The sequence below is a fragment of the Desulfovibrio psychrotolerans genome (assembly GCF_013340305.1).
GTDB classification, from domain to species: domain Bacteria; phylum Desulfobacterota; class Desulfovibrionia; order Desulfovibrionales; family Desulfovibrionaceae; genus Halodesulfovibrio; species Halodesulfovibrio psychrotolerans.
The window spans coordinates 156149-175172 of sequence record NZ_BLVP01000002.1; the positions used below are offsets into that span (position 1 = coordinate 156149).

A 19024-nucleotide genomic window follows, 5' to 3' on the forward strand; every position below is an offset into this window, starting at 1 on the left:
TTGGAGCAGGCTTTGGTCAGTGCCATCCGCGGTACGGCGGGAGTCTGAAGAGAGGCGGGCGGCAGCGGCATGGTTGCCGGGCCGCCCGCCTGAAAAAAGCAGGGGAGGGATCAGCTTTCCAACTGGGCCAGTGTCTCTTTGGCCTTGGCAAAATCCGGGGCCAGTTCCACGGCCAGACGCAGCATTTCCTTTGCTCTGTCTTTATTGCCGCAGCGCATGAAAATGAGTCCCATGTTGTAGGCCACCACCTTGTCTTTGCCCGCGAAGTTCGGATTGATGCCGAGGGCGCTGGTCAGGTGCTCTGCGGCGGCACGGTACTGTTTGCCCTCTGCGGAGGCCATGGCAAGGTTGTAGAAGAGGTGCTCGTCGTCCGGGGCAATGCGCAGGGCCTTTTCATATTCCTGCGTGGCCTCGAACCATTTGCCCTGTTTGCGCAGGGCGATGCCGAGGTTGTTGAAGGTGGCGATGTCTGATTTTTCCAGCATGTCGCCTTTGGCGTTCAGCGCGCGGCGGTAGTAGAGTTCGGCCCGGGCGGGGTCGCGCTGGGCGTAGACGTTGCCGATGCGCTCGGAAATTTCGCCAATGTAGGACAGGGCATCGCGCGTGGCCTGATTGACGGCGCTTTCGAAGAGGCGTTCCGCTTCTTCCTCGTTACCCATTTCCACATGGATGGAGCCTATGTCCACCTTGCGCTCCACGTTAAGGGGGCTGAGCTTGTCAAGTCGCTCTAGGTATTTGAGCTGCTCTGCCATGTCGCCTGTTTCCTTATGCAGGTCGGCCAGCTTCTTGAGCGGCTCCAGATATAATTGCGCGTTATCGCTGGCGCTTTCATACGCTTCGCGCGCCTTGTCCAGCTTGCCCATTCCCTTGAAGGCATCGCCCATAACAAGAAAACCCGCAGCAGAGTTGGGCTTTATTTCCAGTATCTTGCGGCTGGCCTTGAGGGCCTGGTCGAACGCGCCGCGCGTGACCATGCTTTTGGCAAGGTCTATGAGCTGCCCCAGCTTGCCCTGCGGGCGGATGGTGAAGGCAATTTTTTCAATGAGCGTATTGATGGATATGGGTTTGGTGATGAAGTTGTCTGCGCCAATCTCGTGCAGCAGGACCAGCTTTTGGCGGTCTGCCTCGCCTGTGAGGATGATGATCTTTACGAAATCGAATGCGTTTTTGAGCTGGCGGACAAGAAAGCCCATGTCCTTGCCTTGCAGGGTGCGTTCTATGAACACAAGCAGGCTTTTGCGCCGCAGGCTTGCATCGCGGATGGTTTTGAGGATGTGGTCCGGGTTGCTTACCACCGTGATGGCATCTTCCGTGATGGCGAGGTGTTTTTGCAGAGTGGAGCGCAGGATGGACTGGAAGTTGTTGTCATCGCTGGCAACTACAAAGTACCCTTTGGCCGCGGTGATGTACTCCACCACGTGGCCTTCATACTGTTTCTGCTTCATCTTCATGTTGATGTTGCTTGCCATATATCGCTCCGAGTGCGTCGTTGCTCAGTCTCTTCAAACCGGTGCCCTGCGCTTCTGCTGAAAGGCCGGGGCCGGAATGCTGTGTGGTAGTTCGGGCGGAATCCGTTCATTGCGCCGCCGCCGTACCATACGCTGAAGGTTTTTATGCGGAGAAGCCTGCGTTTTTCCGCAGGCGGTCCGCGCCGGTTTCCCCCGTAACCGGCCTCATTTCGCCTTGCCCTGTTCGGCCACTGCCTTGGCGCGGGCTTCCGCTTCCTCGGGATTGCCGAGGTAAAAATGCCGCAGGGGCCGCAATGCTGCATCCAACTCATACACGAGCGGCAGCCCTGTGGGAATATTGAACTGCATGATTTCTTCAGGCGTCATGCCGCCAAGGTGCATGACCAGGGCCCGCAGGCTGTTGCCGTGCGCCACGATGAGCACTCTTTTGCCCGCAGTGACGTCCCTGCCGATGACCTGATGCCAGTATGGCAGCGCACGTGCCACTGTGTTCCTGAGGCTCTCGCCGCAGGGAAGGTCTGCCGCAGGGATTTCGGCGTAACGCCTGTCTCCGGATGGGTGGCGCGGGTCTGCCCGGTCCAGCACGGGAGGCGGCGTATCATAGCTGCGCCGCCAGATAAACACCTGTTCTTCGCCGTACCGTGCCGCTGTTTCCGCCTTGTCCAGCCCCTGCAGAGCGCCGTAGTGCCGCTCATTCAGCCGCCAGGTGCGGAAGACGGGCAGCCAGAGCAGGTCCAGTTGCTCCTGAACAATGTTCAGCGTGCGAATGGCGCGTTTGAGCACGGAAGTGTGGCATATGTCAAATGTCAGTCCTGCTTCAGCCATAAGGGCGGCAGCATCCCGTGCCTCTGCCTCTCCGGCGGGGCTGAGGTCCACATCTGTCCATCCGGTGAAGCGGTTTTCCAGATTCCACTGGCTTTGCCCGTGGCGCAGAAGGACGAGGGTGTGAACCGGGGTGGACATGGCATTCTCCCTGCTGGACCGTTTGCGAAGTTACAGGTTCCGGCGGCGTGTGCCGGCTCGTGTCAATAGCCTGCGGCGCATGTTCCCTTGCTGCCGGGCATCAGTCTGATGTCTGGATGTTATACCCTTTCAGTTTACGGTACAGGTAGCTGCGTTCCAGCCCTATGGCCTCTGCCAGTCTGGTGATGTTGCCGTCGAATTCCCTGAGTTTGGATTCCAGAAACGCCGCTTCGAAGGCGTTACGTGCGGACTTGAAGTCAACGGGGCCCGGTTCTGTGAAGGCAAACTCCATCATCGATTCGTCTTGTTCCGTTTCCGGCTGCATGGATAGTTGCGGGGCTTGGTGCGAAGCCGGTGCGCGGTATTCCGGTGGCAGGAGCCTGCTGTTTACCGTCTGGCCCGCGTAGAGAATAAGCATGCGCTCCACAAAGTTTTTCAATTCACGCACGTTGCCCGGCCACGGGTAGGCAAGCAGTGCCTGTTCCGCATCCTTGGTGAACGTGAGGGGTTTGAACCCCTGTTCGCGCGTCAGTGCGGCCAAGAAGTCGCGGATAAGGAGAAGGATGTCGTTCCCGCGTTGACGCAACGGAGGGAGTGTAAGCGGAAAAACACGCAGGCGGTAGTATAAATCCTCACGGAACTGACCACTGCGGATTTGTTCTTCCAGATTCTTGTTGGTGGCCGCGAAGACGCGGACGTTAACACGGATGGTCTTGTTGCCGCCTACACGCTCAAAGCTCTGCTCCTGAAGGATGCGCAGGATTTTGGCCTGCGTTTTCATGCTCATGTCGCCGATTTCGTCCAGAAACAGGGTTCCGCCGTCGGCGAGTTCGAACTTGCCGGTCTTGGCCTGGTCCGCTCCGGTGAAAGCACCCTTCTCATGCCCGAAAAGTTCACTTTCGATGAGTTCTTCCGGGATGGCTGCGCAGTTTACCGCCACCAAGGGTTTGTCCCGCCGTTTGGAAAGGGCGTGGATGGACCGGGCCGCTATCTCCTTGCCAGTGCCGTTTTCGCCGGTGATGAGCACCCATGCATCTGTGGGGGCCACGCGTTCTATCTGTTCGCGCAACTGGTGTATCGGCTCTGATTCGCCCGTGAGTTCCTCGGTCTGCTCGCTGGCGATTCGGGAGCGCAGGGCTAGGTTTTCGCGCCGCAGTTCGCGGAATTCCAGCGCGTTTGCGGCGGCGATGACCACCTTATCCAGCGAAAGTGGCTTTTCGATGAAGTCGTGCGCGCCGCGTTTGATGGCGTTTACCGCAGTCTCTATGTTGCCGTGCCCGGAGATCATGATCACGGGCAGGGAGGTGTCCTGCTCCTTGATGGAGGAGAGCACGGAAAGGCCGTCTATGCCGGGGAGCCAGATATCCAGAAACACAAGATCCGGATTCTGGCGGGCGAGCATATCCAGCCCGGACTCGCCGGTTTCTGCCTCGCTGACGGTGTGGCCTTCGTCCTCCAGAATGCCGCGCAGGGAAAAACGGATGCTTTCTTCGTCGTCGATGATGAGAATGTGTGCCTTGCGGGGCATGAAGCGGCTCCGGGGCTAGGGGTGATGCGGGGTGGATTCTTCAAGCGTGAACCCGGACTCGAATAGGGCGATGCAGGCGTCCACGGCGAGGGGGTCGTATATGGTGCCGCGCCCCTTGCGCACTTCGTCGAAGGCGAGGGAAAGGCCCAGTGAGGGGCGGTAGGGGCGGTGCGATGACATGGCTTCCACCACGTCTGCCACGGCGAGGATGCGGGCCTCCGGCAGGATGCGGGCACCGGAGAGGCCGTTCGGATAGCCGGAACCGTCCAGCCGCTCATGGTGTTGGTGGACGATTTCCGCCACGGGCCACGGAAACGAGATGCGGCTCAGAATGTCGTATCCCACCGAGGGGTGGGTGCGCATAAGGTCCATTTCTATGGTGGTGAGTCTGCCCGGTTTGGACAGGATTTCCGCCGGTATGTATATCTTGCCTATGTCGTGCAGGGTGCCTGCCACGCGCAGTGCCTCCTGCGTGTCTTCTTTCATGCCCAGCCTGTGTGCGATGGCGTAGGCCAGGGTGGCAACACGCGTCTGGTGACCTGCCGTGTAGGGGTCGCGCTTTTCTGAGGTGACGGCAAGGGCGAGCACGGTCTGTTCAAAGGTTTTGCGCAGTTCTTCAAGGCTGGTGCGCAGGGCTTCTTCTGACCGTTTGCGTTCTGTGGCATCGCGCAGCACGATGACCGAACCGGAGGTGAGGCCGCTGGCGTCTACCGTGGGCGAAATGGTTATGTCCACGGGCACGGCTGGGCTGTGGGGGCGTTCCACCGTTGCGGGAGAGGCGTGCATGTACGCGTTGTTGTGCCCGAGTGCGGACCGGGTGGAGATGTACAGACCGCTCTGGTCATCGCGTACGTGGAAAATTTGTTCGAAGGACGCGCCGGTGGCTGCGGCATCTGTAATGCCGAACATGCGTTCACCCGCCGCGTTGATGAGGGTGACCCGGCCCTGTTCGTCAAGGGAGACAACGGCATCGCCTATACTGCGCAGGGTGGTGGCGAACCAGCGTTCCTTGCGGCGGATGTCCGTTTCCATCTTATGTTTGTACAGGGCCATTTCGATGCAGGTGTGCAGTTCTCTGTCTTCGAACGGCTTGATGATGTAGCCGAAGGGCTCTGTGATTTTGGCCCGCTCCAGCGTGTGCGGGTCTGCATGGGCGGTGAGGTAGATGACGGGCACGGGGTGCTGGCTGCGTACCATGGCGGCTGCGTCTATGCCGTCCAGCTCGCCGCCGAGGAAGATATCCATGAGGATGAGGTCCGGGCGCAGGTCGGGCACGAGGGCAACCGCTTCTTCGCCGGAGGTGGCAACGACGGGTCTGGGGTAGCCCAGTTGCTGAAGACGCCTGCGGATATCCAGCGCGATGACAGGCTCGTCTTCTACCAGCAGGATGGAGGCGGAGGTGATGCTCATGATTTGACCGGGGGTTGGAGTATCTGCCGCAGGGCGCCCGCCAGATTGGGATAGGCAAAGGTGTAGCCTGATGCGGTAAGCCTTGCGGGCATGGCATACTGGCCTTGCAGGATGAGTTCTTCTGCCATTTCTCCCAGCAGGAGGCGCAGGGCGAAGCGGGGAACCGGAAGCCATGATGGGCGGCTCATGGCCGCACCGAGCACGCGGCAGAAATCTGACATGCTTTTTGGGTCCGGTGCGGTGAGGTTGTATGGTCCTGCGCAGGATTCGTTTTCTATAAGATGGGCAATGGCCATGGCGGCATCGTCGCGGTGGATCCACGAAAAGCCCTGATTGCCGCTTCCCAGCCTGCCGCCCAGAAACATGCGGAAGGGGGGGATGAATTTCTGGAGCGCGCCGCCCGGTCCCAGAACCACGCCGGTGCGCACGATGACGCGCCGTACGCCCATGGATTCCGCGCCTGCGGTGGAGTCTTCCCACTGGCGGGCCACGGCGGCGAGAAAACCTTTGCCGTGCGGGGCAAACTCTTCATAGTCCGAGGGCGATTTCAACTGCTCGCTGCTGCCGTAATAGCCCACGGCAGAGGCCTGCACCAGCACCTGCGGAAGCGGTTCGGACAGGGACTGCATTTCTTTGAAGGCGGTCATGATGGCTTTGCCCGTGTTCACGCGCGAGGCAAGAATGCGTTCCTTGCGCTCCTCTGTCCAGCGGCCGGCCGCAATGTTTTCGCCCACAAGGTTGACCAGCGCGGTGCAGCCGGAAAGGTGCTTGATCAGCAGTTGCGGGTCTGTGCCGTTCCACGGAACAAAGGAGATGTTCAGCGAGTGTCCCTTGGGGACGATGAAGCGGCCCTTCTCCGGCGAACGGGATGGGACGGTGACCATCCAGCCCTTGTCCAGAAGAAATCCGGACAGAGCCGTGCCGATGAATCCGGTGCCCCCCAGAATGACTGCGCGCATGTCAACCTCCCTCATCCGGTTTTTTGCCGTTTCCCCTGCCTTGCCCTGTCGTTAGACATCGCCCGTGCTGCGTGCAGGGGGGCGTACAGCGGACACTATGCCACAGGAAGCTCCACGGTGACAATGGTTCCGCCATGTTCCGCGGGGTTTGCCCGCACATATCCCCGGTGGTCACTGACGATGGATTTAACGATGGTGAGACCGAGCCCCGTGCCGCCTTTCTTGCGGGAGAAATATGGTTCGAACAGGCGGGAGCGTTCTTCCTTGGTCAGCCCTGGGCCGTTGTCGGCGATATCCACCCGCACAAGGCCCAGCTGCCTGTCGTGGCGCACCAGCACCTGCACGGCGGGGGCGGGGTGGTTGTGCAGCACTTCTGCGGCGTTGCTGATGATGTTCAGGAAGGCACGGTGCAGCGCCTCGCGGTCCATGGGCAGGATGGGGAGCGGGGTGAGGAACTCCAACTGCCACGCAATGTGGCTGTGGCTGTGCCGGAAGAGCGAAACAAGTTCTTCAAGCAGGGGTTCCATATGGTCCGGCTTGGGAGTTACCTCCGGCAGTTTGGCAAAGGCAGAAAACTCCTGCACCATCTGTTGCAGGTGCTCCACCTGCCGGACGATGAGGTCGGTGCACTGGGAGAACACGGGGTCGTCTACCTGTGCGCCGTATTTGCGCTGCAGCCGCTGCGCGGAAAGCTTGATGGGCGTGAGCGGATTTTTGATTTCGTGCGCGATGCGTTTGGCCACCTCGCGCCATGCGGCCATGCGCTGCATTTTTTCCAGTTCGGTGATGTCTTCGAACACGATAACAATGCCGTATTCCCGGCTTTCCTGCGCGGGAAGTGACACGGCGTTTACCAGCAGCCGAAGTTCCCTGCCGCCAACGGCAAGGTCCACCTGCCGCTGCCAGTGGGCTTCCGGCATGCTGGAGAAGTGCTGGAACATGTCATCCACCAGTTCCGAATATTCGCCGTGCAGCAGGTCGCGCGCGCCCAGCCCGATGAGGGCCTTTGCCTCCACATTGAAAATGGCCGAAGCCGCCTTGTTCAGCGTGGAGATGTTGCCCGAGTGGTCCAGCGAGATGACGCCTGCGGCGATGTTGTCCAGCACGGCCTCTATGTACCTGTTGCGCTGCTCTTTTTCGGTGTTCTGGCGTTCCAGCATGAGGTTGGCGTCGGTAAGGCGGGTGCGGCTTTGCTCCAGATCTTCCGCCATGCGGTTGAAGGACTGGACAAGGACGCCCAGTTCATCGGTGGAGGTGTCTTCCAGCCGCACGGCGAGGTCGCCGCGGGAAATGCGTTCGGTACCTTCTGCCAGCGCGAGGATGGGAGCAGCCAGTTCTTTGGCGAGCCGGAAGCCGAACCACATGGCTCCCAGAATGATGAGCAGCGTGAGCACGCCGAGAATGAAATAGAGCGTTACCTTGAGGGGATGCTTGAGTGTCTTGAGCTTTTTGTATTCCTCCACGCCGCGCACGATGCTGTCCAGCCGGTACATAAAGCCCTGACCCACGTTATCCACAAGCACCAGATAGCCGGATTTGCCTTCATCCACGGGCATGACCCCCACGGCATAGTCCGCGTCTGCATTGGGCCAGATGATGGACCAGAACATGGGGTGCTGCTCCAGGCTTTCCCAATTTATGCGGGATTTGGCTTCGTCCCACACGTTGCTGAATTCCTTGGGGCCGTGCCAGTTCTGTTCCTGTCTGTCCGGGCGGATAACGCCCACGACCGTGAGATCGTATTCCTTGAGCTTTTGGGACAGATAGTCGTCCATGGTCTTGCCGCCCCATGCGAAACGGCGTTCCACAATGTCCGCGAGGATGAATTCGCTGCGCTGCTGCAGCCGTTGGCGCGAGTCTGCGTAGACGGATTGGCCCACCTCCAGCGCCAGTTCCATGGAGTTTTCCACCTGATTCTTGAACCAGTAGTCCACGGAGGTCTGCACGAAGCGCGCGCTGACCAGAAACATGAGCACTGTGGGAAAGAGCGAAAGGCACATGAACGCAAGGACAAGGCGGGTTCGAAGTCGGGAACCGAGCACCCGGCGGCGGCGTTCCAGTATGAGTTTAACCCCGTTGCGTACAACGATGAAGAGGACCAGCAGCAGCAGGATGAAGTTCAGGTTGAACAGGCCGAGGAAGAGATAGGAATCTACCCCCAGATAGTTCAGTTCCACCCATGTGAGGGCGATGACAAGCAGAAAGGCTACGCCCGCGAGGAGCAGTTCGCGCTGGCGGCGTTTACGCTCGCGCGTGTCTGACACGCTGACGCGGATGGTGTCGCCCTGGGGCGGGGTGTCCATGGGGGAAGGAGGAACCTGTTGCATAGCCATGGCGCTGCCCTGCCGGTCAGAAAATGAAATTCATGGAATAGCGCATGGTCGGGGCTATATCCCACGACCAGAAGAACAGCGTTTTGGAGAGCCACGGCGGCACATTGTCGTTCTGCATGCGCACGGAGAGGTCCACGCGGTATTCGCGACCGCGTTCCAGATTGACCAGTTGTCCTACCTTGAGCGAGAGGCGTTCCCATGTTTCGGAAAGCAGCCGCATGAGGTTGGCGTTGCGGTACACGGCGGGGGAGCCTTCGTAGGCGATGGCGTATTCCCGGGTAAGGGCGTTGAAGGAGAGCGTGCTGACCATTTCCTGCCGTGCGAGGGTGGTGTTCAGCCACATGCCGGAGGTGTCTGACAGGGTGGCCTCGCAGGTGAGGGTGATGACCGCCCCTTCCTTAAGCATGACGCGCAGCCGTTCTTTGTCCTGTATGCCCACGCCGAAGCGGATGGCGAGCTGACCTTCTGCGTTGTCCAACACAAAGTCTTCCAGCTTGAGCTGCTGGCTGGCGGCGCGGGCGGCAGTGGCCCAGCCTGTGACGGCAAGGGCAAGGCACAGGAGCAGGGTGCCTGTGAAAAGGAGGAAAGGGCTGTTCGGACGGCGCATGGTCTCTTTGGGTAAAAGGGTAACCTGAAAATAGTGTCATACCCGCGCACGGTTGGCAACCCGCTTTGCGCGGGACTGAACGGAGCCGGGAGCGGGAGCATGGGAGAGGACCTATGAAAGAGGGGGCGATCCGGCAGGACCGCCCCCTGATATTCAAGGTCCGGCGCAGGGCCGGGAAGGTTACAGGCCGAGATACGCCTTTTTGACCTCATCGTTGGAAAGCAGGGTTTCCGCCGAATCTTCCATGGTGATGCGGCCTGTTTCCATGACGTAGCCGCGATGGGCGATCTTGAGGGCCTGGTTGGCGTTCTGTTCCACAAGGAAGACTGTTGTGCCTGCCTCGTTAACCTTTTTGATGATGTCGAATATCTGCTGGATGATGATGGGGGCAAGACCCAGCGAGGGTTCGTCCAGCAGCAGCAGGCGCGGCTTGCTCATGAGTGCGCGGGAGATGGCCAGCATCTGCTGTTCGCCGCCGGAAAGGGTGCCGCCGTACTGCTTCTGCCGTTCCGCAAGAATGGGAAAGAGGTCGAAGACGTAGTCGAGGTCGCGGCGGATGCCTTCCTTGTCGTTCCGCAGAAAGGCGCCGAGGTCCAGATTCTCCATGACCGTGAGCTGGGGGAAGATGAGGCGTCCCTCCGGCACCTGACTGATGCCGAGACGGACAATCTCGTTGGCGCGCATGGAGTGGATGGGCTTGCCTTCGAAGTATATCTCCCCGCTGCGGGGCGGTGTGCCGCCGCAGATGGACATGAGTGTGGTGGATTTTCCCGCACCGTTGGCACCGATGAGGGTGACGATCTCTCCCTGGCGGATTTCCAGATTGATGTCGTGCAGGGCGTGGATGTTGCCGTAGAAGGTGTTTACGTTGACAAGCTTAAGCATGGTCCTCTCCGAGATAGGCCTTGATGACGCGGGGGTCTTTGCTGACCTGCTCCGGGGTGCCATGCGCGATCATGCAGCCGTATTCCATGACGTAGATGCGTTCCGAAAGGCTCATGACCATGCTCATGTCGTGCTCGATGAGCAGGATGGCCATGCCCAGTTCATCACGGATGCGCAGCACCAGCCTTTTGAGCGAGGCTGTTTCCTGCGGGTTCATGCCCGCCGCAGGCTCGTCCAGCAGCAGCAGGGTGGGGTCCGTTGCCAGCGCGCGGGCGATTTCCAGCCTGCGCTGCTCGCCGTAGGGCAGGTTGCAGGCAAGGTCTTTGTAGTATTTATGCAGGCCGATATATTTGAGCAGTTCGTAGCTTTTATCTACAATTTCCTGCTCTTCGCGCCGCACGGCCGGAGTGCGCAGCAGCGCGCCCAGAATGCCCGACTGGGTGCGGCAGTGGCGTGCTATCATGACGTTTTCCAGAACAGTCATGTTCTTGAACAGGCGTATGTTCTGGAAGGTGCGGGCCATGCCGAGCTGGGTGACGAGGTTGGGCTTCATTCCCCGGATGACGGTTTCTTTGCCGTTTTTGGGGGTAAAGCGCACTTCGCCCTCGGTGGGCGTGTATATGCTGGTGATGCAGTTGAAGAAGGTGGTCTTGCCTGCCCCGTTGGGGCCGATGAGAGCCACGATTTCTCCCGCATTTATCTGCATGTCCACTTCGTTCAGGGCGCGCAGGCCGCCGAAGTTTTTGGACAGGGAGCTGACATTGAGTACCGGTGTCATCAGGCGTTGCCTCCCTGTGCGCGGGCAAGGTCCGGGTCATCTATCACGTATGTCTTGCCCTTGGGGGCAATGAGGCCCTGCGGACGGAAGATCATCATCAGCACCATGGCCACCGCGAACATGATCATGCGGTATTCCGAGAAGGCGCGCAGATATTCGGGGATGAGCACGAGGAAGGCCGCGCCCAGAATGACGCCGAGGTTGGAGCCCATGCCGCCCAGCACCACGATGGAAAGGATGATGGCCGACTCGAAGAAGGTGAAGCTGGCAGGGTTGATGAACGTGGTTTTGGCCGCGAAGATGACCCCCGCGAAACCGGCCCATGCGGTGCCGAGGCCGAAGGCCATGAGCTTGACGTTGACGCGGTCTATGCCCATGGCCTGACAGGCGATTTCGTCTTCACGCAGGGCCTGCAGCGCGCGTCCTATGCGGGAATCTTTGAGTCGCTGCACGGCAATGATGGTGACGATAACAACGCCCAGCACGATGTAGTAGATGTAGGTGTTGGCCTGCGCCACCGTGAGTTCCTGCCCGAAAAAGCCGGGGCGCTGGATGCCGGATACGCCCGAGGGGCCGCCCGTGAGGTCGCTCCAGTTTTCAAGCACCAGACGGACAATTTCGCCGAAACCGAGGGTGACGATGGCAAGGTAGTCGCCGCGCAGCCGCAGCACGGGGAAGGCCAGCGCGATGCCCGCAAGAGCGGCCATAACGCCGCCGATGGGCAGCGCTATCCAGAAGCCCAGCCCGAAGTACTGGTTCAGCAGGGCGTAGGTGTATGCGCCGATGGCGTAAAACGCCGCATGCCCGAGGAACAGCAGGCCCGCCACCCCGACAATGATATTCAGGCCGAGGCCCAGAATAACATAGATGAGGAAGGAGATAAGGATGTTGGTCTGATAGGTGCTTACCAGCAGCGGCAGGGTCATAAAGACGGCAAAGGCCGCGCCGTAAATGCTGACGGTGAAGCGCTTGTCAGAACCGAGCCTGTCCATGAATGACGGCTTGGCACCGGCCTGAACGGTTTCTTTGGCACGGCCGGATTCCTTGCGGCGCATGGCCCAGCGCCAGACAAAGGAGAGTACAAAGGCGGCAATCGCAATATACGCAAGGTTCATCCATCGCCATTCCACCGTTTTTTCTATGGTGTTCACACGGATCACCAGCATGGGGAAGGTGAGGAACATGAACCAAGCGCTCACGATCAGAGATTTTTTGAGTTCTTGCATGACATGTATCCCACAGACTCGCGGCATCCGCCGCGGTATCAATATGCGTAAACGGGGCCGCTACACCTTTTCCACAGGGGCCTTGCCCATTATGCCGGAGGGCCGGAAAATGAGGAAGACCACAAGCAGGGTGAAGGCGAACACGTCTTCATAGTCACTGGAAATGTACCCGGTGGCGAAGCTTTCTGCCAGACCGAGGAACAGGCCACCGAGCATGGCGCCGGGAATGGAGCCTATGCCGCCGAGAACGGCAGCGGTGAAGGCTTTTACGCCGGCGATGAAGCCGATCATGAAGTTCACCTGACCCACGTGCGAGGCAATGAGCACGCCGCCCAGCGCCGCAAGTGAGGAGCCGATGATGAACGTGGTGGAGATGATTCTGTCTGCATCTATGCCGAGCAGCATGGCCATCTTGCGGTTCTGTGCGGTGGCGCGCATGGCTTTGCCCATCTTGGTGTACTTGATGAACAGGGTGAGGCAGGCCATGGCTATGCCGCTGGTTACCACGATGACAAGGTTCGTGGACCCGAATATGTGGACGATGGGATCAAGGAATTCGAAATCGGGGATGAGCCTCGGGAAGGGCAGGAAGTCGGATGTCTGCGCCAGAATGACGTAGTTCTGCAGGAACAGCGACATACCGATGGCCGAAATGAGCGGAGAGAGGCGTCCCGCATTGCGCAGGGGCTTGTAGGCCACCTTTTCCATGGTGAACCCGTAAGCCGCGCAGTAGATAACGGCCACCGTGGCAGCCAGCGCGAGAATGGCAAACGCCGGGAAGCCGTAGACTCCCAGAACGCCCGCCACCAGAAGGCCGGTGAAGGCCCCCATCATGTAAATTTCGCCGTGGGCGAAGTTGATGAGTTCGATGATGCCGTACACCATGGTGTAGCCGAGAGCGATCATCGCATAAATGCTGCCGCGGGTCAGTCCGCCGAGCGACAGTTCGAAAAAGTAACTCCAATCCATGTGCGTGTCCCGTCCAGACTCCCCCGAGGCACCCCAGAGTATGGCGGGGTGAGGGCGGGTATAGAGCCGGCTGTTTGTCAAATAAGCGGGGGACAGGCAGAGCCTGTCCCCCAGCGCTGATACTGGTTAAGCGGATTTCTACTTCAGTTCCACGTACTTGCCGCTCTGGACCTGATACATGGAGAAGCCTACGCCTTCTGCGTCGCCGCGTGCGTCAAACTTGATGCTGCCCACGGGGGTGTCCACCATTTCGGTGCGCAGCTTGTCTGCAATGGCGTCGAAGTCGGTGGAACCGGCCTTCTCAATGGCGTTCACAAAGGCAAGGGCTGCTGCGTAGGCGGAGTCGAAGAATGCGCCGGGTTCAGTGCCGAACATGGCCTTGTGAGCTTCGATGGCCTGCTGGTACTGGGCCAGACCGGAAACGTCACGGGGGCCGGAGGCGTAAACGCCTTCGGACTCAGGACCGGCAACCTTGATGAAGGTGTCGTCCTTCACGCCGTCGTCGGAAACGAAGAGGGCTTCAACGCGCTTCTGGCGCATCTGGGAAACCAGCTTGGAGGCTTCCGGATGGTAGCCGCCGAACATGACCACGTCGGCTTCGGAGCGGCGGATCTTCTGCACAACGGCGGAGTAGTCCACGGCACCGGGGGTGATGCCTTCGAACAGCACCACTTCTGCCTTGCCGCCCTGCTCGATGAACAGCTTGGCAAATTCGGCGTAGCCCTTGCCGTAGTCGCCCTTGTCGTGCAGAACGGCGATCTTCTTGGCCTTCAGGGTATCAATGGCGAAGTCCACGCCCAGCTTGGCCTGCGCATCGTCAGAAGCGATGGTGCGGAAGAAGGTGGGGTACTGGCCGGACTGAGTCAGTTCGGGGTTGGTGGCGCTGGGCGACATGACCGGAATTTTGGCTTCGGTATAGATGGGCAGGGCTGCCTTGGTGGCACCGGAGCAGATGTGGCCGATAACGGCGATGGCACCGTCGGACACGAGCTTGGTGGCAACGTTGGTCGCCTTTTCAGGCTTGCATTCCTCGTCCTGAATGAGCAGTTCCAGCTTCTGACCATTAATGCCGCCCTTGGCGTTGACCTGATCGACAACGATCTTGGCGGCGTTTACCGTGGGCAGGCCGTAGGAGGCAAGGTCTCCGGTGTGGGCACCGGCAACGCCGATCTTGATGGTCTGGGCGAATGCGGGGGTGCACAGCATGGCAAGTGCCAAGCCGGTTACAATGCTCTTCTTAAGTCCTTTGAAATTCATCGGTTCCTCCAGAATTGACTGTGCGGGAAAAAGCGTGAAACACTCCGGCGGGGCTGCCGTTCCGCCGCGTTGCGATCTCGGGGGCGTTTCAGCAGCCGGGAAATACCTTCCGAAAAATCAGATCCCTTTCGTGGTAGTTGTTGCCGAAAAGTTAAAAATTGTCAAAACCGCATGCCATAAAACCGCAAAAAATGTCAATTTGTATGACTATTCCGGTCGTGAAGTGTCAAAATGTCAGGAAATGAGGCGGTGTGCGCGTTAACTGCAATGTGTTATGGACAATTGCCGCAGGATTGACTGAAAAAAAGCCCGAAGAGGCTGAAAAGTCAAGCATGAGCGGGCGCGTTTGTTCTTGAGGGTGCCAGCGCATACTGCTATAGTCTATACCCTGCGCCTGCGCACCGCAACCGGTGATACGCGGCACGATTGAACCTGAACAGGAGTACCACGGTGATGCCCTTTTTTCGCATTTTTCTTCTGGCGTGCCTTGTTGCGGCCGTTGCTGTGGCTGCGGGCGGATGTTCCGCCGAGCCTGAAAGGGCTCCCGTTGAATCGGTTAAACCCGTGAAGATGATTGTGGTGGGTGAGCGCGAGGCAGGGGCGTTGCGTGCGTTTCCCGGTGTGGTGGTGGCGGGAAATGCCGTTGACCTGGGGTTCCGCGTGGCCGGCCAGATTGCGGAACTGCCCGTGCGCGAGGGGCAGGCGGTGCGGCAGGGAGACCTGCTCGGCCGGCTGGACAAAAGGGATTTACAGACCGCGCTGAGCAATCTGGAATCGCAGTTGGTAGGCGCGCGGGCGACGCTGAACGAGGCGCGGCTGAATTTTGACCGCAACGAGCAACTGCTGAAGTCGGACACCATTTCCCGGGCGGCGTATGATTCTGCCAAGGCGACCTACGAGAACGCCCTTGCGCGGCTGGAATCCATGGAGCAGCAGGTGCGGCAGGCCCGGCTGAACATGCAGTATGCGGAATTGCGCGCGCCTTTTTCCGGCGTTGTGGCGGCAAAATACATGAAGAGTTTTGAAAACGTGCAGCCACAGCAGCCGGTAGTGCGTCTGGAGGACGTGAATTCGCTGGACGTGGAGGTGCAGATTCCCGAATTCGTGTATGTGCTGTTTATGAATTATAAAGGGGTTCCGGTGCCGCCCGTGGTGCGCTTTGAGGCCTTTCCCGGGCGCGAGTTTCCCGCACGGCTGAAGGAGTACCAGACCACTCCCAACTCCCTTACCCAGACGTACACCGTTACCATGACCATAGACCGGCCTGCGGATATTGCGTTGCAGCCCGGCATGACCGCAGAGGTGCAGGGCAAGCTGCCGCCCACCGGTGCGACGGAAGGGTTTGTGCTGCCCGTGACGGCTGTTTTTGGCGATGCGGGGCAGGGCAAGGCCGTGTGGGTGGTGGAAGACGACATGGTTGTGCGCGCCCGGAGCGTTGCTGTGGGTGAGATGCGGGGCGAGGATATCATTGTTACCGCCGGGATTGCGGCGGGAGAGAAGGTGGTGACCGCAGGGGTGCATTATCTGCGTGAGGGGCAGAAGGTGCGGCCCCTTGACGGACCCGTGGGGGGCACGCCGCGATGAATATCGCCGAATTTTCCATCCGCCGTCGCGTGGCAACGCTGGCGCTGACCTTTGCTCTGATCGTGGGCGGGCTTGCGGCCTACTTTTCCATGGGGCGGCTGGAAGACCCGGAATTCACCATCAAGGAGGCGCAGATCATCACCGCCTATCCCGGAGCCACGGCACGGGAGGTGGCGGAAGAGGTGACCGATAAGCTGGAGAGCGCCATTCAGCAGATGGGGCAGGTGAAGCGGGTCAATTCCGTTTCCAGACCGGGCATGTCGATTATCACCGTCTCCATCAAGGACAAGTACGGGCGGGACAAGCTGCCGCAGGTGTGGAACGAATTGCGGCACAAGGTGGGCGATGCAGCCCCTTCGTTGCCGCCCGGCGCGGCAACGCCCGTGGTGTATGACGACTATGGGGATGTGTACGGCATCTTTTTTGCCGTGACGGCGGACGGGTATTCCTACAAAGAGCTTAAGGATTACGTGGACTGGCTGCGCAAGGAGATGCTGCTTGTTCCCGACGTGGCCAAGGTGACCATATGGGGAGCGCAGCCCGAGGCAGTGTATGTGGAAATTTCGCGCTCCAGGCTGCGCAGCATGGGCGTTTCCGTTACGTCCATCTACAATGCGCTTTCGCAGCGCAATCTGGTGACCAACGCGGGGAATGTGGCCGTGGGGCCTGAGTATATCCGCATTTCTCCTTCCGGGGGCATAACCTCGGTGGAGGATCTGGGCAATCTGTTCATTACGGATGTGTCCACCGGCAAGCTGGTTTACCTGAAGGATGTTGCCCGCATAGTGCGCGGGTATGTGGAGCCGGAACAGAAGCTGATGCGCCAGAACGGCAAGGTGTCGCTGGGGGTGGGGATATCGCTTGCCTCGGGCGGCAACATAGTGGAACTGGGCAAGCGGGTCATGGACAAGCTGGCGGAACTGGATGGCGATACGCCCGCAGGCATGATCATTGATCCTGTCTATTTTCAGCCGGACTACGTGACCCGTGCCGTGGACGGGTTTGCCGTGAGCCTGCTGGAGGCCATTGTCATTGTCATAGGCGTGCTGATGCTCACCATGGGACTGCGCAGCGGGCTGCTCATAGGCGGGGTGCTGCTCATTACCGTGTGCGGCTCGTTTATTTTCATGAAGCTGATGGGCATACAGTTGCAGCGGGTTTCGCTGGGGGCGCTTATCATTGCGCTGGGCATGCTGGTGGATAACGCCATTGTGGTGACGGAAGGCATGCTGGTGCGCATACAGAAAGGGGAAAACCGCATCCGCGCCGCCGCAGAGGTGGTGCGGCAGTGCGTATGGCCGCTGCTGGGGGCCACAGTCATTGCGGTTATGGCCTTTGCCGCAATTGGCCTTTCTGAAGACAACACCGGCGAGTTTTGCGGTTCCCTGTTCTGGGTGCTGCTCATATCGCTTATGCTCAGCTGGATGACGGCCATAACCCTTACCCCCGTGCTCTGCGAGATGTTTATCAAAGGTGGCAGCGAGGTGAAGGACCCGTACGGCGGCAAGGCATTTACCCTGTATCGGGGGTTGCTGGCCCGTTGTCTGCGTTTTCGCTGGCTCACGGTGGGCGTGATGATAGGCCTGCTGGGGGCTTCCGTCTGGGGTTTCCGTTTTGTGGACCAGAGCTTTTTCCCCGCTTCCACGCAACCGCAGTTTTTCATTGATATGTGGAAGCCGGAAGGCACTGACATACGCGTTACAGACAGGGAAATGGCCCTGCTGGAGCAACGCCTGCTGCAGGATGACCGCGTGGAGTTTGTTTCGGCGTTTGTCGGCGGGGGCGCGCCGCGCTTCATGCTCGTGTACACCCCGGAAAAGGACTACGCCAACTACGCCCAATGCATTGTGACGGTGAAGGATTACCGCGAGATTCCGGCAGTGATGGCGGACTACCGCGAGTACGTGCAGGCGCATTTTCCGGAAGCGTTTTTCAAGTTCAAGATGGTGCGGCTGGGACCGGGCAGGGACGACCCCGTGGAGGTGCGGTTCAGCGGGCCGGACCCGGACGTGCTGCGCGGCCTTTCTGCGCAGGCGCAGGACATTATGCGCGCTCATCCCGATACGCAGGGCGTGCGGGACAACTGGCGGCAGATGATCAAGGTGCTTCGTCCCGTACTTTCAGAGGCGGCGGCGCAGCGCGCGGGAGTGGACCGGAAGGATATTGCCTCCGCGCTGGAGATGGCTTTTTCCGGCACGAGGGTGGGCGTGTACCGCGAGGGGGATGCCCTGTTGCCCATAATAGCCAGACCCCCTGCGGAAGAGAGGCTTGAGGTGGCTCGTATGGCGGATGTGCAGGTGTGGAGCCCCGCCCTGAAGACCATGATTCCGCTCAATCAGGTGGTTTCTGCCTTCCGCACGGACATGGAAGAGGGGATTTTGCAGAGCCGCAACAGAAAGTTCACGGTAACCGCTGCCTGCGAACCGTCCACCGGGCTGGCGAGTGCCCTGCGGGAGGAACTGCGTCCGGCACTGGAAGCCATGCCCCTGCCGCCCGGTTACAGGATGGAGTGGGGCGGAGAGTATGAAGACTCAAGCGATGCGCAGAAGGGGCTTGCGGCGTCCATTCCCGCCACCTTTGCCATTATGGTGCTCATTACGGTGCTGCTGTTTAACGCCCTGCGTCAGCCGCTTATTATCTGGCTTACCGTGCCGTTGGGCATTATCGGGGTAACTACCGGCCTGCTTTCCACAGGGCAGCCGTTCGGGTTCATGGCGCTGCTGGGCTTTTTGAGCCTGACAGGTATGCTCATTAAAAATGCCATTGTGCTGCTGGATGAAATAAGGGTGCAGATGGATGAAGGGCGCGAGGCCTATCATGCGGTGCTTGAGGCATCTGTAAGCCGTATGCGGCCGGTGCTTATGGCGGCGGGGACCACGGTGCTGGGGATGCTGCCGCTGCTGAGCGATGCCTTTTTCATAGCCATGGCGGTGACCATAATGGCCGGGCTTACCTTTGCCTCCATTCTTACGCTGGTGGTGGTGCCTGTGCTGTACGCCATCTTCTTCCGGGTGCGCGAAGTGACATAGGGTGCCTTGGCTGCGTAACGGTACGCC

The 19024-nt window shown here is 59.7% G+C and carries 14 protein-coding genes; 2 read left to right on the plus strand and 12 right to left on the minus strand.

Annotated features, from left to right (window positions below; genetic code table 11):
- Positions 1-110: 110 nt before the first annotated feature.
- From HUV26_RS03595 to HUV26_RS03650, 12 genes are all read right to left on the minus strand, one after another.
- Positions 111-1469: a tetratricopeptide repeat protein gene (locus HUV26_RS03595; RefSeq protein ID WP_174408739.1), complete on the minus strand. Its 1359-nt coding sequence runs from the start codon at positions 1467-1469 to the stop codon at positions 111-113.
- A gap of 204 nt (positions 1470-1673) precedes the next feature.
- A complete protein-coding gene (gene gpmA, locus HUV26_RS03600) occupies positions 1674-2432 on the minus strand; it encodes a 2,3-diphosphoglycerate-dependent phosphoglycerate mutase (RefSeq protein WP_174408740.1) in 759 nt (252 codons plus the stop codon).
- Between the two features lie 100 nt (positions 2433-2532).
- Positions 2533-3960 carry a sigma-54-dependent transcriptional regulator gene (locus tag HUV26_RS03605; protein WP_174408741.1) on the minus strand — a complete coding sequence of 476 codons (1428 nt, stop codon included), beginning with the start codon at positions 3958-3960 and terminating at the stop codon, positions 2533-2535.
- Between the two features lie 15 nt (positions 3961-3975).
- On the minus strand, positions 3976-5370 hold the full coding sequence (locus tag HUV26_RS03610; RefSeq protein WP_174408742.1) for an HD domain-containing phosphohydrolase: 1395 nt from the start codon (positions 5368-5370) through the stop codon (positions 3976-3978).
- Entirely contained in the window at positions 5367-6329 is a 963-nt protein-coding gene (locus HUV26_RS03615) for a TIGR01777 family oxidoreductase (protein ID WP_174408743.1), read from the minus strand. The genes HUV26_RS03610 and HUV26_RS03615 overlap by 4 nt, the downstream gene beginning before the upstream one ends.
- A 95-nt stretch (positions 6330-6424) precedes the next feature.
- Positions 6425-8662, minus strand: a complete 2238-nt coding sequence (locus HUV26_RS03620) for a sensor histidine kinase (protein WP_243451245.1) — start codon at positions 8660-8662, stop codon at positions 6425-6427.
- 16 nt (positions 8663-8678) lie between these two features.
- The gene (locus HUV26_RS03625) at positions 8679-9269 is read right to left on the minus strand and encodes a DUF4390 domain-containing protein (RefSeq protein WP_174408744.1); all 591 of its coding nucleotides are present in this window, start codon (positions 9267-9269) and stop codon (positions 8679-8681) included.
- 180 nt (positions 9270-9449) lie between these two features.
- Positions 9450-10154: an ABC transporter ATP-binding protein gene (locus HUV26_RS03630; RefSeq protein ID WP_174408745.1), complete on the minus strand. Its 705-nt coding sequence runs from the start codon at positions 10152-10154 to the stop codon at positions 9450-9452.
- On the minus strand, positions 10147-10932 hold the full coding sequence (locus HUV26_RS03635; RefSeq protein WP_174408746.1) for an ABC transporter ATP-binding protein: 786 nt from the start codon (positions 10930-10932) through the stop codon (positions 10147-10149). The genes HUV26_RS03630 and HUV26_RS03635 overlap by 8 nt, the downstream gene beginning before the upstream one ends.
- Positions 10932-12158, minus strand: a complete 1227-nt coding sequence (locus HUV26_RS03640; protein WP_174408747.1) for an ABC transporter permease subunit — start codon at positions 12156-12158, stop codon at positions 10932-10934. Before HUV26_RS03640 ends, HUV26_RS03635 begins: the two co-directional genes overlap by 1 nt.
- A 60-nt stretch (positions 12159-12218) precedes the next feature.
- Positions 12219-13127 carry a branched-chain amino acid ABC transporter permease gene (locus HUV26_RS03645; RefSeq protein ID WP_174408748.1) on the minus strand — a complete coding sequence of 303 codons (909 nt, stop codon included), beginning with the start codon at positions 13125-13127 and terminating at the stop codon, positions 12219-12221.
- Between the two features lie 138 nt (positions 13128-13265).
- Positions 13266-14384 carry a branched-chain amino acid ABC transporter substrate-binding protein gene (locus HUV26_RS03650; protein WP_174408749.1) on the minus strand — a complete coding sequence of 373 codons (1119 nt, stop codon included), beginning with the start codon at positions 14382-14384 and terminating at the stop codon, positions 13266-13268.
- A 453-nt stretch (positions 14385-14837) separates the two neighbouring features.
- Between HUV26_RS03650 and HUV26_RS03655 the strand changes: the two genes are divergently transcribed.
- Positions 14838-15968 carry an efflux RND transporter periplasmic adaptor subunit gene (locus HUV26_RS03655; protein WP_174408750.1) on the plus strand — a complete coding sequence of 377 codons (1131 nt, stop codon included), beginning with the start codon at positions 14838-14840 and terminating at the stop codon, positions 15966-15968.
- Complete coding sequence (locus HUV26_RS03660; protein ID WP_174408751.1) at positions 15965-18997, plus strand: efflux RND transporter permease subunit; 3033 nt, start codon at positions 15965-15967, stop codon at positions 18995-18997. The genes HUV26_RS03655 and HUV26_RS03660 overlap by 4 nt, the downstream gene beginning before the upstream one ends.
- Positions 18998-19024: the final 27 nt, after the last annotated feature.